16 protein-coding genes are annotated in these 13,564 nt (G+C 45.3%); 5 read left to right on the forward strand and 11 right to left on the reverse strand.

The genetic code is table 11. From position 1 onward, the window contains the following. Positions 1 to 12: 12 nt before the first annotated feature. Complete coding sequence (gene znuA / locus VY86_RS20390) at positions 13 to 960, reverse strand: zinc ABC transporter substrate-binding protein ZnuA (RefSeq protein WP_046976335.1); 948 nt, start codon at positions 958 to 960, stop codon at positions 13 to 15. Between the two features lie 76 nt (positions 961 to 1,036). On the opposite strand from znuA, the gene znuC reads away from it, so the two are divergent. Both znuC and znuB read left to right on the forward strand, forming a co-directional pair. Further along, positions 1,037 to 1,792 carry a zinc ABC transporter ATP-binding protein ZnuC gene (znuC, locus tag VY86_RS20395; protein WP_046976336.1) on the forward strand — a complete coding sequence of 252 codons (756 nt, stop codon included), beginning with the start codon at positions 1,037 to 1,039 and terminating at the stop codon, positions 1,790 to 1,792. After that, positions 1,792 to 2,577: a zinc ABC transporter permease subunit ZnuB gene (znuB, locus tag VY86_RS20400; protein WP_021326560.1), complete on the forward strand. Its 786-nt coding sequence runs from the start codon at positions 1,792 to 1,794 to the stop codon at positions 2,575 to 2,577. The genes znuC and znuB overlap by 1 nt, the downstream gene beginning before the upstream one ends. A 100-nt stretch (positions 2,578 to 2,677) precedes the next feature. Here znuB and ruvB read toward each other — a convergent pair whose 3' ends face one another. The 6 genes from ruvB to aspS all read right to left on the reverse strand — a co-directional run bounded on the left by ruvB (position 2,678) and on the right by aspS (position 8,021). After that, on the reverse strand, positions 2,678 to 3,679 hold the full coding sequence (gene ruvB / locus VY86_RS20405; protein ID WP_046976337.1) for a Holliday junction branch migration DNA helicase RuvB: 1,002 nt from the start codon (positions 3,677 to 3,679) through the stop codon (positions 2,678 to 2,680). A gap of 15 nt (positions 3,680 to 3,694) precedes the next feature. After that, entirely contained in the window at positions 3,695 to 4,312 is a 618-nt protein-coding gene (gene ruvA, locus VY86_RS20410; protein ID WP_046976338.1) for a Holliday junction branch migration protein RuvA, read from the reverse strand. A 96-nt stretch (positions 4,313 to 4,408) separates the two neighbouring features. Next, a complete protein-coding gene (gene ruvC, locus VY86_RS20415; protein ID WP_021326557.1) occupies positions 4,409 to 4,930 on the reverse strand; it encodes a crossover junction endodeoxyribonuclease RuvC in 522 nt (173 codons plus the stop codon). 108 nt (positions 4,931 to 5,038) lie between these two features. Then, complete coding sequence (locus VY86_RS20420; RefSeq protein ID WP_046976339.1) at positions 5,039 to 5,782, reverse strand: YebC/PmpR family DNA-binding transcriptional regulator; 744 nt, start codon at positions 5,780 to 5,782, stop codon at positions 5,039 to 5,041. A 29-nt stretch (positions 5,783 to 5,811) separates the two neighbouring features. Next, a complete protein-coding gene (gene nudB, locus VY86_RS20425; protein WP_046976340.1) occupies positions 5,812 to 6,249 on the reverse strand; it encodes a dihydroneopterin triphosphate diphosphatase in 438 nt (145 codons plus the stop codon). Then, positions 6,249 to 8,021, reverse strand: coding sequence for an aspartate--tRNA ligase (aspS, locus tag VY86_RS20430; RefSeq protein ID WP_046976341.1), 1,773 nt, complete (start codon positions 8,019 to 8,021; stop codon positions 6,249 to 6,251). The genes nudB and aspS overlap by 1 nt, the downstream gene beginning before the upstream one ends. 283 nt (positions 8,022 to 8,304) lie before the next feature. Between aspS and VY86_RS20435 the strand changes: the two genes are divergently transcribed. The 3 genes from VY86_RS20435 to cmoB all read left to right on the forward strand — a co-directional run bounded on the left by VY86_RS20435 (position 8,305) and on the right by cmoB (position 10,562). Continuing rightward, a complete protein-coding gene (locus tag VY86_RS20435) occupies positions 8,305 to 8,703 on the forward strand; it encodes an MAPEG family protein (protein ID WP_021326553.1) in 399 nt (132 codons plus the stop codon). Positions 8,704 to 8,835: 132 nt separating this feature from the next. Beyond that, positions 8,836 to 9,594 carry a carboxy-S-adenosyl-L-methionine synthase CmoA gene (gene cmoA, locus VY86_RS20440; RefSeq protein WP_046976342.1) on the forward strand — a complete coding sequence of 253 codons (759 nt, stop codon included), beginning with the start codon at positions 8,836 to 8,838 and terminating at the stop codon, positions 9,592 to 9,594. Continuing rightward, positions 9,591 to 10,562, forward strand: coding sequence for a tRNA 5-methoxyuridine(34)/uridine 5-oxyacetic acid(34) synthase CmoB (gene cmoB / locus VY86_RS20445; protein WP_046976343.1), 972 nt, complete (start codon positions 9,591 to 9,593; stop codon positions 10,560 to 10,562). The genes cmoA and cmoB overlap by 4 nt, the downstream gene beginning before the upstream one ends. Positions 10,563 to 10,613: 51 nt before the next feature. Here cmoB and cutC read toward each other — a convergent pair whose 3' ends face one another. From cutC to VY86_RS20465, 4 genes are all read right to left on the reverse strand, one after another. Further along, positions 10,614 to 11,360 (reverse strand): copper homeostasis protein CutC, encoded by a 747-nt coding sequence (gene cutC / locus VY86_RS20450; RefSeq protein WP_046976344.1) that lies wholly within the window; start codon positions 11,358 to 11,360, stop codon positions 10,614 to 10,616. Between the two features lie 137 nt (positions 11,361 to 11,497). After that, the gene (locus VY86_RS20455) at positions 11,498 to 12,100 is read right to left on the reverse strand and encodes a VOC family protein (protein WP_046976345.1); all 603 of its coding nucleotides are present in this window, start codon (positions 12,098 to 12,100) and stop codon (positions 11,498 to 11,500) included. Positions 12,101 to 12,406: 306 nt separating this feature from the next. Beyond that, on the reverse strand, positions 12,407 to 12,913 hold the full coding sequence (locus tag VY86_RS20460) for a hypothetical protein (RefSeq protein ID WP_052760882.1): 507 nt from the start codon (positions 12,911 to 12,913) through the stop codon (positions 12,407 to 12,409). Between the two features lie 229 nt (positions 12,914 to 13,142). Next, a complete protein-coding gene (locus VY86_RS20465; protein WP_036837311.1) occupies positions 13,143 to 13,493 on the reverse strand; it encodes a hypothetical protein in 351 nt (116 codons plus the stop codon). Between the last annotated feature and the right edge of the window lie 71 nt (positions 13,494 to 13,564).

Raw genomic sequence — 13,564 nt, forward strand, 5'->3', positions numbered from 1 at the left:
TTCCTTATTACTTTAATTCAGGCAACTCGCGTATTGTTCCGACAACTGAGTTATAAATTTCATATAGCTGTCCTTATCCAATACGACGCGGCTTCCTAACGGGTCTAACGTGCCCATACGCACCCCCGTATTCTTCGCTACCGCATTAATAACGGTCGGCCTGAATTGCGGCTCAGCAAAAATGCAGGTTGCCTTCTGCTCAACCAATTGTGTTCGTATATGATGTAATTTTTGCGCGCCAGGCTGTATTTCAGGGTTAATCGTAAAATGCCCTAACGGAGCCAAACCATAATGCTGTTCGAAATAGCCATAGGCATCGTGAAAGACAAAATACCCCTTACCGCGCGCCAGCTTAAGAATATTAGCAATATTTTTGTCAGTTTGCGCAAGATGAACGTTGAATTTACGTAGGTTTACGTCCAGCGCCGCTTTTTTCTGCGGATAACGCACTAATAATTGGTCATGGATCCCCTGAGCAGCCTGTTTCGCTATTTCCGGCGACAACCAAATGTGCATATTATATTCACCATGAGAATGATGTTCATGGTCCTCTTCATCGTGATGATGATTCGATTCCTGTAAATCTTCACCATTCTTTAGCAATAGTGGTTTAATCGCCGGCAATTGCGCTAACACTAGCTGTTTATCTTGTGGCACTTTGCTCAACGGCTTAGACAAAAAGATTTCCATATCAGGGCCAATCCATACAAATAAATCTGCCTGATTAATCTTCTTAAGATCAGACGGTTTCAATGCATAATCATGTGGTGAAGCGCCATCAGGTAACAATACTTGCGTATCAATGACACCCTCAGTTATTGCCGACGCAATAAAGCCCAACGGACGAATTGATGTCACAACATCAGCATTAGCCGATTGTATTGTTGCTGACATAAAAACAGTAGCAATTGCGGCTTTGCAGAAAAATTTCTGCGCCAGTTTATATGATTTGTGCAACATAATGTAAATATCTCGTGGACAGAAACAAGAATTGTTATATTATAACATCTCAATGTTCACGCAAGATATATTTAGCATGTCGACACTCATCACTTTAACAAATGTTGCGGTTACCTTCGGCAACCGTCAGGTATTAAACAATGTTTCTCTTAGCTTGCAACAAGGGAATATTCTGACGTTGCTCGGTCCCAATGGTGCCGGTAAATCAACATTAGTCCGTGTTGTTTTGGGGCTTATTGAACCGTCATCCGGCACAATTGAGCATACCGATGGACTAAGAATCGGCTATGTTCCACAGAAATTGCATCTTGATCCTACCCTGCCATTGACAGTCAAACGCTTTATGATGCTGAAACCCGGTGTAAAATCCGCCGATATATTGCCGACACTTGAGCGGGTCAACGCGGCCCATCTCTTGCAGCAACCGATGCAAAAATTATCCGGCGGAGAAAACCAACGGGTTTTATTAGCCAGAGCGCTATTAAATCAACCCCACTTGTTGGTGCTTGATGAACCGACACAAGGCGTTGATGTTAATGGTCAGTTAGCGCTCTATGATTTAATTAATCAAATCAGAACCGAATTGCATTGTGCTGTACTGATGGTCTCCCACGATTTGCATCTGGTGATGGCGAAAACAGACGAAGTTTTATGTCTTAATCAACATATTTGCTGTTCCGGTACACCGGAAGTTGTTTCAACTCACCCTGAATTTATCGCGATGTTTGGTCATCATGGTGCAGAACAATTGGCAGTATATCGGCATCAGCATAATCACCATCATGATCTGAAAGGGAAAATTATCTTGAAAAATAACAGGGAATGCCATTGATGATTGAATTATTACTCCCCGGTTGGTTAGCTGGCATATTATTGGCGATTGCTGCCGGGCCATTAGGATCATTTGTTGTCTGGCGCAGAATGTCCTATTTTGGCGATACTCTGGCTCATGCGTCGTTATTGGGCGTTGCTTTCGGATTATTACTAAATATCAGCCCTTTTTACGCGGTTATCGCGGTCACTTTAATATTGGCAATCATGCTGGTCTGGCTGGAGAAACGTCCGCAACTCGCCATTGATACTTTATTGGGGATTATGGCTCACAGCGCATTATCATTAGGCTTGGTGGTTGTCAGTTTAATGTCCAATGTGCGGGTTGATTTAATGGCTTATCTGTTTGGTGACTTACTGTCAGTTACTTATGAAGATATCTGGTTGATTGCAACCGGTGTCGCTATTGTCACCACACTGCTGTTCTGGCAATGGAACGCCCTACTTTCTATGACAGTCAGCCAGGAAATGGCTTTTGTGGATGGCATTAAAACACAGCGGTTGAGAGTGCTGTTAATGCTGGTCACAGCCTTGACAATTGGCCTGGCAATGAAGTTTGTCGGCGCTCTGATTATCACTTCCCTGCTGATTATTCCCGCCGCCACCGCTCGCCGTTTCGCCCGCACACCAGAGCAAATGGCCGCTATTGCTATTGTCGTTGGTATGCTCGCTGTCACCGGCGGATTGGCCTTTTCCGCCTTTTACGACACGCCAGCCGGGCCTTCTGTTGTTCTGTGCGCTGCGGTGCTATTTATTATCAGCCTGCTCAGTAAGGCAAGAAGCTGATCTATTGAGTTGCTACGCTCAATTACCAAGAGAAAAGCACGGGATAGGTTCCCTTGAAGGAGTCCCATCCCGATTAGCTCAGACGGCAAACTGATTGCGCCTAATCTCTGACCATACCAAAATGGCGATAAGCATGATCGGTGGCGATTCGTCCCCGGGAAGTCCGTTGAATAAACCCCTGCTGGATCAGGAATGGCTCCAGCACATCTTCAATCGTTTCCCTCTCCTCACCAATGGCAGCCGCAAGGTTATCCACCCCCACAGGCCCGCCCATAAATTTATCAATGATAGCAATCAATAATTTACGATCCAGATAATCAAAACCGGCAGAATCCACACTCAGCATATCCAACGCTCTGGCAGCAATATCACCATCAATCGCGCCATTCCCTTTCACTTGAGCAAAATCACGCACCCGACGCAGTAAACGGTTGGTAATACGCGGCGTTCCACGGGAACGCATGGCAATCTGCCGCGCACCATCATCAGAAATATCCACGCCCATATAACGGGCACTGCGGGAGACAATACTTTGCAAATCATCCACGTTATAAAATTCAAGGCGCTGCACAATACCGAAACGATCACGCAGTGGCGAAGTCAGAGAACCTGCACGCGTGGTAGCACCAATCAGGGTAAAAGGCGGCAAATCAATTTTGATCGAACGGGCTGCCGGCCCTTCGCCAATCATAATATCCAGCTGATAGTCTTCCATTGCCGGATAGAGAATCTCTTCCACCACCGGCGATAAACGGTGAATTTCATCGATAAACAAGACATCATGCGGTTCAAGATTTGTCAGCATTGCCGCTAAATCCCCCGCCTTTTCCAAGACCGGGCCAGACGTTGTGCGAAGATTTACCCCCATTTCATTGGCAACAATATTCGCCAGGGTTGTTTTCCCCAACCCTGGCGGGCCAAAAATCAGCAGATGGTCAAGAGCATCACCCCGCTGTCTGGCAGCCTGAATAAAAATCTCCATCTGCTCACAGACTTGCGGCTGCCCGACATATTCAGACAGCAATTTGGGCCTGATTGCACGGTCAATAGCTTCATCATCTTGCAAAACTTCCGCGGAAACCAGACGGTCAGCTTCAATCATGGTATACCCCTGTGATTAAAGAGCGGCGCGAAGTGCTTCGCGGATAAGTGTTTCACAATCAGCCCCCGGTTTAGCGACTTTACTGACCATTCGACTGGCCTCCTGCGGCTTATAACCCAGAGAGACTAACGCAGCGGCGGCTTCCGCTTCGATATCCGCATCAGAAGTTGTCTGTTTGGCGGTTGCCGGCAGATTAATATCACTGCTCTGATTGAACAGATCGCCATTAAGCCCTTTAAAGCGATCTTTCATTTCAACCACCAGCCGTTCGGCGGTTTTTTTACCCACACCGGGTAACTTAACCAGAGAAGCAATCGCCTCTTTCTCTATCGCAGAAACAAATTGCTGCGCAGACATACCCGAAAGAATAGCCAGCGCCAGTTTAGGGCCGACGCCATTCACTTTAATCAGTTCACGGAACAGCGCCCGCTCCTGCTTATCATTAAAACCATAAAGTAATTGCGCATCTTCACGCACCACAAAGTGAGTAAACAGAACAGCTTCCTGTCCGGTATCAGGCAATTCATAGAAACAGGTCATTGGCATATGAACTTCATAACCCACGCCATTCGTTTCCAACAAAACCAATGGTGGTTGTTTTTCCAGCACAATTCCTCTGAGACGCCCTATCACTTGTTTACCCCCTGCAAATAAAACTGATGTTCTAAATAAAACTGATTATTCTGCTAATGCTTATAACATAAAAAAAGCTGGATGCATATCCAGCCGTTATTTTAAACGCCCACGCGCCAGAATTAATCTGGGATCACCAACACGCAAAAGATTCTGATTAAAGTGGCAATGGGTTATCGCAATTGCCAACGCATCTGCTGCATCGGCTTGCGGATTAGCAGACAATTTCAGCATAGAACGCACCATATGCTGAACCTGACTTTTTTCAGCCGCCCCAGTGCCGACAACTGTCTGTTTAACCTGCCGGGCGGCATATTCAAAAACCGGTACAGATTGATTTACCGCAGCCAGAATAGCAACGCCACGCGCTTGCCCTAATTTCAGCGCTGAATCCGGGTTTTTCGCCATAAATACCTGCTCAATAGCAAAGGCATCCGGTTGGAATTGCGTAATAATTTCAAGGATACCGGCATAAATGCGCTGTAATCGGTTAGGCAGATCATCAACTTTTGTCCGGATGCAACCACTGCCAAGATAAATCAAATGGCGCCCCTGCTGGCGGATCACACCATAGCCGGTGACACGGGAACCTGGGTCGATACCTAAGATAATCGCCATATCTGTTTATTCGCCTTTACGATCATCTTTAATAAGGAGGATAAAAACGTTAGAGAAAGTGCCCTGAACCCCAGTGCACTTTCTCTACGCTGTACAACCCGATTGAAATTACAGCAAAGCGGCAACTTCATCAGAGATTTCACCGTTATGGTAAACCTCTTGTACGTCGTCTGAATCTTCCAGCATATCGATCAAACGGAGTAACTTAGGTGCGGTTTCCGCATCCAATTCAGCTTTAGTTGAAGGGATCATCGAAACTTCTGCCGATTCGGCAACAAAACCGGCGGCATCCAACGCGTCTTTCACCTCACCAAACGTTTCTGGTGTGGTGTAAACATCAATAGCGCCATCATCATAGGTTTCCACATCATCAGCCCCTGCTTCCAGCGCCGCTTCCATAACCGCGTCTTCATCCAATCCCGGCGCATAAGAGATCACACCTTTCTTGGTGAACAGATAAGCAACAGAGCCATCCGTACCCAGATTACCGCCGGTTTTCGTGAAAGCATGGCGAACATCAGAAACCGTACGGTTACGGTTATCACTCAAACACTCAACCATCACCGCGGTCCCCCCCGGACCATAACCTTCATAAATGATGGTTTCCATGTTGTCAGCGTCATCGTTGCCGACACCACGGGCGATAGCCCGGTTCAAGGTATCGCGGGTCATGTTGTTGGACAGCGCTTTATCAACCGCCGCCCGCAGACGTGGGTTAGCTGCCGGATCACCACCACCCAGACGGGCAGCCGTTACCAGCTCCCGAATAATTTTGGTGAAAATTTTACCGCGTTTCGCATCCTGTGCGGCTTTGCGGTGCTTGGTATTGGCCCATTTGCTATGACCTGCCATAAGGTTCTCCGATAAAACATCTAATAAGCTTAATTAATCACAAATTCTTCAATCGCCTGCCGATTGCTCCATGACTTGGTGAGCTTTGCCGCTTTATCCGCATCCAGCCACTGATAAGCCTGGTGTTCAGTCAACAGGAATTCTCGCTCTTCAGGCAATGCCAGACAGAACCAGTACTCTTTATTACGGGTTACTCCCGGAGCATAACGATGACGCAAGTGGGTAAAAATCTCATAATAAAGCGAGCGCCGGCAATCTATCAGTTCAAGATTTTCACCGATGATATCAATACCGACTTCTTCTTGCACTTCACGCAATGCTGTCTCACGCGGCGTTTCGTCCCCGTCAAGGCTACCCGTCACAGATTGCCAGAAATCAGGATCGTCCCGCCGCTGTAGCATCAGCACCCGTCCGCTGGAAAACGCATAAATAACAACCAGAACAGATTCAGGGCGCTTATAAACCATTATTCACTCTCTTTCCGAGCCACAACCGAGATTGACAAATCTTCAAGTGCGGCCAGATTTGCATAACTTGGCGCCTCGGTCATCAGACAAGCGGCAGCGGTTGTTTTAGGGAACGCGATAACATCACGGATGTTGTCAGTCCCGGTCAACAACATCACCAGACGGTCAAGACCGAATGCCAGGCCTGCATGGGGCGGAGTGCCAAACTTCAGCGCATCCAGCAAGAAACCAAATTTTTCCTGCTGTTCCTGCTCATTAATCCCCAGAATACGGAACACCGCTTGTTGCATGTCGTTACGGTGAATACGTACTGAACCACCGCCTACTTCATAGCCATTAATCACCATATCGTAAGCATTGGCAATGGCCGAAAGCGGATTTTGCGCCAACGCTTCCGCTGACATATCACGCGGTGAAGTAAACGGATGGTGCATTGCGCTCAGGCCGCCTTCTTCATCATCTTCGAACATTGGGAAATCGATAACCCACAACGGTTGCCAGCTATCCAGCTGTGTCAAGTTCAAATCGCGGCCTAATTTCAGACGAAGTGCTCCCAAGGCATCAGTGACCACTTTTGTACTGCCGGCGCCGAAGAACAGAATATCGCCATCCTGCGCACCGGTACGGGAAAGCAGACCGTCAATCACTTCTGCATTGAGAAACTTAGCCACCGGGCTTTGTACCCCTTCCAAACCCGCGCCACGATTATTGACTTTTATCCACGCCAACCCTTTGGCGCCATAAATCCCAACAAATTTGCCATATTCATCAATTTGTTTACGGCTCAGTTCAGCCCCACCCGGAACACGGATAACGGCTACACGGCCTTTACTGTCATTCGCCGGTTCAGCAAAAACGCTGAACTCCACATTTTTGACCAGATCAGCGACATCGACCAATTCCAGTGGGTTACGCAAATCAGGTTTATCAGAACCGAAACGACGCATGGCTTCAGCAAAAGTCATGACCGGGAAATGCCCGAGATCAACACCTTTAATTTCAAGCCACAATTCGCGGATCATTTGTTCCATCATTTCCCTTACCTGCTCGGCAGTCATAAAGGAAGTTTCCACATCGATCTGAGTAAATTCCGGCTGGCGGTCTGCACGCAAATCTTCATCACGGAAGCATTTAACAATCTGATAATAACGATCAAAGCCGGACATCATCAGCAATTGCTTAAATAACTGCGGGGACTGAGGCAACGCATAAAATTTGCCTTTATGAACACGGCTCGGCACTAAATAATCACGAGCGCCTTCTGGTGTCGCTTTAGTCAGCATCGGCGTTTCAATATCCAGGAAATCCTGACTATCCATGAAACGGCGGACAAAACTGGTAATTTTTGCGCGTGTTTTCAAGCGGTTTGCCATTTCAGGACGGCGCAGATCAATATAGCGATATTTCAGACGCTGCTCTTCACTGTTCGTCTGGTTGCTATCCAAAGGCAAAGGTTCGGAACGATTGATAATATTCAGGCTTTCCGCAAAAACCTCGATTTCACCGGTAGCCATATCTTTATTGATTTGACTGTCAGGACGCGCGCGTACAGTACCGGTGATTTGGATACAGAATTCATTACGCAGCTCAGAAGCCAGAGAAAACGCTGCTTGCTGATCCGGGTCGAAAAATACCTGAACGATACCTTCACGATCACGCATATCAATAAAAATCAGGCCACCCAGATCACGGCGGCGGTTTACCCAACCACAAAGAGTCACTTTCTGGCCTTCATGGGTCAGATTCAACTGCCCACAATAATCAGTACGCATACAATATCCTTTTACTCGGCTGTTGTGCTTTTGCTGCGGAAATTTTGGCATCGTTTTTGAACTTTTTTAAATACGAAAAGTTCAGAACTGTCAAAAAAGGCCGCCATTATAATAGAAATTCTGCTCAGAGATAAGGGTAGGCAATATCCTGGATAATACAATTGCCTTGATGTCTGATAATCAGACAATTTATTTTCAATTCCTGTTTTTTATAGCGACAGTTTTATTTTTGAGGTTTATCATAACCTAATTGGCCAATTTCGGTTAGGCAATGGAGTTAAAAATGGTTAGCTCGCTTTATGTTGTGTTGGGCGCACTATTATTGATTAAGCTGTCTTTTGATGTGGTTAGATTAAGAACACAATATCGTGTTTCATATGGAGATGACGGTTTTTACGAATTACAAACCGCTATCCGTATTCACGGCAATGCTGTGGAATATATTCCCATCTCAATGTTATTACTAGTGATGATGGAGATGAACGGTTCAAATGTCTGGATGATACATGTCTGTGGTTTGATCCTGCTCACCGGCAGGTTGTTACATTATTATGGCCTGCACCACCGAGAGTTCCGCTGGCGGCGATCCGGCATGGCAGCAACCTATCTCTCCATGATATTGATGGTGATTGCCAATATTTACTATCTGCCTTGGGAACAAATATTTTCTCTTTATGTCTGATATTGCCGCCACTGAAATAAACAGGCAGCAAGTTCTGCTGCCTGAAATGATTTATGCTGATTACCATTGCGGTCTTTCTCCGAATTTCTGTTAGAATACCACCTTCTATTTTTTCTAATAATCAATGCTGTTATGTCAAATCAAGATCCTCACAATCAAAGGGATAGCCTGTTTGCCGCCCCCATTGCCAATTTGGGTGACTGGCGTTTCGATGAACGGGTTGCAGAAGTTTTCCCTGATATGATCCAACGCTCTGTGCCAGGTTATTCAAATATCGTTTCCATGATTGGTATGCTGGCCAGTCGTTTCGTGACATCAAACAGTCAGATTTATGACCTGGGTTGTTCCCTTGGCGCATCAACCCTGGCAATGCGCCGCAATATTACGACGGAAAATTGCAAGATCATCGCGGTTGATAATTCTCCGGCTATGGTTGAACGCTGTCGTCGCCATATTGATGCTTTCCGGGCGCACACACCCGTTGACGTAATTGAAGCCGATATTCTCGATATTGATATCCAGAATGCCTCAATGGTTGTACTGAATTTCACCTTACAATTTCTCGACCCGCAAGATCGGCAAGGTTTGCTTAACCGGATTTATCAGGGATTACGTCCGGGCGGTGTGTTAGTTTTATCAGAGAAATTCAGCTTTGAAGATCAACAGATTGGTGAGTTGCTGTTTAATATGCACCACGATTTTAAGCGTGCTAACGGCTACAGCGAATTGGAGATCAGCCAAAAACGTAGCATGCTTGAAAATGTAATGCTGACTGATTCCGTCGAAACACATAAATTCCGCCTTCATCAGTCTGGTTTTGAACATGTTGAAGTCTGGTTTCAGTGTTTCAATTTCGGCTCATTACTGGCGATAAAAGGAGTCGATAAATGATCGATTTCGGTAATTTTTATCAACTTATCGCCAAGAACAACCTCCAACATTGGCTTCATTGTCTTCCGGTCCAACTGGATGAATGGCAAAAAGCGGCCCTGCATGGCAGTCTTAAATCGTGGGTCAAAACCCTGGAAAACCTGCCCGAAATTTCGCCGACTAAATTAGATCTAAAAAATGGCGTGATCGCAGAACGTGATCCACCTCTATCCGCCGGTGAAAAAGTCTGTATTACCAATATATTGAGAGTATTTATGCCGTGGCGCAAAGGGCCATTCTCTCTTTATGGTGTGAATATTGATACTGAATGGCGTTCAGATTGGAAATGGGATCGGGTACTATCCCATATTTCTCCCTTAGCGGGCCGGACAATTCTTGATGTTGGCTGTGGCAGCGGCTATCACCTGTGGCGGATGGTCGGTGAAGGGGCTGAACTTGCGGTTGGTATCGATCCGACTCAACTTTTTCTCTGCCAGTTTGAAGCCGTCAGAAAGTTGCTTGGCAGCGATCAACGTGCTCATCTTTTACCTCTGGGAATCGAACAATTACCGGCACTGGTCGCTTTTGATACCGTTTTTTCAATGGGCGTCCTCTATCACCGCCGTTCCCCACTCGACCATCTTTGGCAGTTAAAAAACCAACTGGTGTCCGATGGCGAATTGGTGCTGGAAAGTTTGGTTGTTGAAGGTGATGAACACACCTGTCTAATCCCTGGCGAACGCTATGCCCAGATGCGTAATGTTTATTTCATCCCATCAGCAAAAATGCTGAAAGTCTGGCTGGAAAAATGCGGTTTTGTTGATGTGAGGATTGTCGATCACACTGTAACTACCACGGAAGAACAGCGCCGTACAGACTGGATGAAAACAGAGTCGTTATCTGATTTTCTCGATCCTGAGGATAGCGGTAAAACCATTGAGGGTTATCCAGCCCCACTGCGTGCGGTACTGATTGCCCGTAAACCCTGAATTGGAGAGCTGGCCCAACAGGCCAGTTCGAAATTTACTTAACAGCAGGGCTTATTCAAACAAGGTCAGACTCAGCATCCCTTTCATGACCTCTACCACACCACCATCAACACAGTAATGTGAGAACTCATCCACTTCATTGTCAGAACTCATTGTCACCCCCGCTTTGCGGTAGGTCATAGTGGAAAGCATCACCCGGCTGGCAGAGCTGTGAACTTCCGTTAACCCTATATCCATAAATTTATGAATATTACTCAGGCGAACACCCGCGCCCGCCATAATAATGGGTCCCTGACTGGCCTGATGAAGCTCTTTTAATAAGGGTAATCCCAATTCAGCATTCTGTTGCTGGCCGGAAGTCAATATTCGCTTAACACCAAGCTGAGTCAGTTGCTCCAATGCCACGTTAGGATTAAAACACATATCAAACGCACGGTGAAAAGTGACAGCCATATCTCCGGACAACGCCATCAATTGTTGCATCCGCGGCAAATCAATATGACCTTCTTCATCCAATACACCAAAAACGACGCCCATAAATCCCATATCACGGATCTGGGCAACATCATTTTTCATCACCTCAAAATCTGAATGGCTGTAGCAAAAATCACCGCCTCTTGGACGTACAATTGGATGTACAGGAATCGTTAATTGCTCAATAGCCTGCTTCAATGTACCAAAACTCGGTGTTAATCCCCCTTCCGTCGGACTGGCACACAACTCTATCCGGTCAGCCCCAGCCTGTTGTGCGATTAATGCGCAACCTACGCTAAAACAACAAATTTCTAACTTTGTCATCAGAAGTTCCTTGAACACCCAGTCAATAACGAGCAATTAATGAACCTAAACGATTCAGTAACTCAACTCACTAACTATGACATTTAATTATTCCCAATGATTTGTAGGAAATCACAAGGTCAGAATTTTTATCTGGATCACTGGGATGGAAAAGTTAATTTTGCTGACTGGTGCTCACTTTTAACGATGTCACGCAATGTAAATGGATGAAATTTGACGGTGATCTCACCATCAGTGATAGCTAAGGTAGGATTAGGCAACCGCTCCCGCTCTCCTTTGGGTTGACTTTCTTTAACAGAAAAACCGCCCGGCAAAGGCTGCGGTAATAATGCCCTTGCTTCTACCGACAACATTTCCGGCGCCACGGGCAGCACCAGCTCCACATGCTCCCATCCCTGATGTGCATAGGCTTTCTTGCCGGGGTATGGCAATTCAACACAATCAATCTGCCAGTTAAGCACCGTTATTGGCTGTACCAAATCAAACAAACAGATTAGACGCCCATTAATAATACTTTCCGACATCAGACTTCCACACTGCAAAAAACCTTTACGCCAGCGTTCCGCTACGGCGATATCATTACAGCGTAAAGAGATATGATCGGCCTGATATTGTTCAAAATCCAGGTTAAGCCGCTGCCTGAATTGGGATAGTTTTTGTGTAAACATTACCAGATCAACAACTAAATCCTGTAATTCAGCGATATTCTGTAATTCAACAACAGAAGAACAATGTGTCATATCATCCCGGTTAACATGCAATAAATTGGTATATCCCCCAGACCTGAACGCCGAGGAGCCTCCGCCGTTTCAAGCCTCAGATAATACTCTCGGTTTGTAATAATTGAAATCAGGTGCTGTGCTTTGAGGATATTGTACACACATATGTACAAACAGAAATAGCACCCGATATGGAGTGTAGCAATTGATTTTACACTATTAGGTGGGAAGAATAGGGATCAGCTCAGAAATGAGAAACAGGTTGCAAGACCACAAAAAACCAGCGCTTTGTCAATAAACTGAACCCACTTAGACAGATTTTGCTTATCAAATATATAACTCGTCTCTGCTTATGATGCTAACAATATGGTGGCAGCAATCATGGGATATCGAATTCGGTTCCCATCGAGAAAGCTCACTCATAGAAAGATGTGTGGCGCTCCAAGGTTTAACACCCTTAATCCCAATTCCGCCTTCTTTTAGCATATCAACAAATTCATGTCGTATGGTATCATACACCCTAACGTCAGCTAATGTTATTATTCCACTCGCCCACAAAGTACCACCAGCAACACTCTGAATGTTATCGCAAATAATATAATCATGCTTTAAAACTAGTCTTCTGTATATTGAACGTCCCAGACCTGCTGCCCGATAGTCTGACGAAATAAACGCCCCCTTTATCTGCTTTCCTGTCTTTTTTAGACCACAGTCATAGAAATTAAAATCATTGTACGCAATGCGGCCTATTAACTCATCCTCATCAGGATTGTGCATATCAAGATCTATTAGGTACTGGATGATTTCACCTTCGCTGTAGCCGGAATTAAGCATCTCAAGAGACTGAAACTTATAATAATCTTCAGTGAAACATCCTAATCGGATGATCCCTATTAGTAATGATATTCGCTACCGCTTAAGAGATATTCAGTTACCTCTAAGAAATCACCATCTTTTGATAAGTGATAAAACTTTTCTACAATCTCTTCTTTTATACAGTCAGGTTTTCTACTCAAATCTTTAGTGTATGAATCGTTCAGGTCAGGGGCCATCTTTATCTCAACTACACATTAGCAACAGGACTATACTTCTGAATAAAATCACAGACAGTTTTTTCAATACTGGTATTTATTGAAGGCAAGCTATCTTCCAAGTCAGGATATTGATGTGTCGGATTTACAAGATATCTTACCTTATCTTTACACACGGTAAGTTCAGCATATGGGATCACCTGGAACTTGCTTGGATTGTCTGCATTTTCAATAGTAACGATGAACAATTGACGCTTAACATCAACTCTACAGCTTAAGCGTCTAACAGAGAACATCTTCTGTGATGGTTCATCAAAAAAAGAATTGATAATTTCTGTTGAGTGGCTAATAGTCTGTATAGATCTGGTGTGTTCAGTTCTCATATAGCCCCCTAACATTATGAAACTCAAGTAAATAGATGATTAGCAGTTATCAAATTGATAAATATTACTTG

The sequence above is a fragment of the Photorhabdus thracensis genome (assembly GCF_001010285.1).
In the GTDB taxonomy this organism is placed as follows: domain Bacteria; phylum Pseudomonadota; class Gammaproteobacteria; order Enterobacterales; family Enterobacteriaceae; genus Photorhabdus; species Photorhabdus temperata.

What these genes read in the sequence shown, in the direction of transcription:
- znuA (WP_046976335.1), bottom strand. Translation starts at nt 960, where the DNA reads ATGTTGCACAAATCATATAAACTGGCGCAGAAATTTTTCTGCAAAGCC.
- znuC (WP_046976336.1), top strand. Translation starts at nt 1,037, where the DNA reads ATGTCGACACTCATCACTTTAACAAATGTTGCGGTTACCTTCGGCAAC.
- znuB (WP_021326560.1), top strand. Translation starts at nt 1,792, where the DNA reads ATGATTGAATTATTACTCCCCGGTTGGTTAGCTGGCATATTATTGGCG.
- ruvB (WP_046976337.1), bottom strand. Translation starts at nt 3,679, where the DNA reads ATGATTGAAGCTGACCGTCTGGTTTCCGCGGAAGTTTTGCAAGATGAT.
- ruvC (WP_021326557.1), bottom strand. Translation starts at nt 4,930, where the DNA reads ATGGCGATTATCTTAGGTATCGACCCAGGTTCCCGTGTCACCGGCTAT.
- VY86_RS20420 (WP_046976339.1), bottom strand. Translation starts at nt 5,782, where the DNA reads ATGGCAGGTCATAGCAAATGGGCCAATACCAAGCACCGCAAAGCCGCA.
- nudB (WP_046976340.1), bottom strand. Translation starts at nt 6,249, where the DNA reads ATGGTTTATAAGCGCCCTGAATCTGTTCTGGTTGTTATTTATGCGTTT.
- aspS (WP_046976341.1), bottom strand. Translation starts at nt 8,021, where the DNA reads ATGCGTACTGATTATTGTGGGCAGTTGAATCTGACCCATGAAGGCCAG.
- VY86_RS20435 (WP_021326553.1), top strand. Translation starts at nt 8,305, where the DNA reads ATGGTTAGCTCGCTTTATGTTGTGTTGGGCGCACTATTATTGATTAAG.
- cmoA (WP_046976342.1), top strand. Translation starts at nt 8,836, where the DNA reads ATGTCAAATCAAGATCCTCACAATCAAAGGGATAGCCTGTTTGCCGCC.
- cmoB (WP_046976343.1), top strand. Translation starts at nt 9,591, where the DNA reads ATGATCGATTTCGGTAATTTTTATCAACTTATCGCCAAGAACAACCTC.
- cutC (WP_046976344.1), bottom strand. Translation starts at nt 11,360, where the DNA reads ATGACAAAGTTAGAAATTTGTTGTTTTAGCGTAGGTTGCGCATTAATC.
- VY86_RS20455 (WP_046976345.1), bottom strand. Translation starts at nt 12,100, where the DNA reads ATGACACATTGTTCTTCTGTTGTTGAATTACAGAATATCGCTGAATTA.
- VY86_RS20460 (WP_052760882.1), bottom strand. Translation starts at nt 12,913, where the DNA reads ATGCTTAATTCCGGCTACAGCGAAGGTGAAATCATCCAGTACCTAATA.
- VY86_RS20465 (WP_036837311.1), bottom strand. Translation starts at nt 13,493, where the DNA reads ATGAGAACTGAACACACCAGATCTATACAGACTATTAGCCACTCAACA.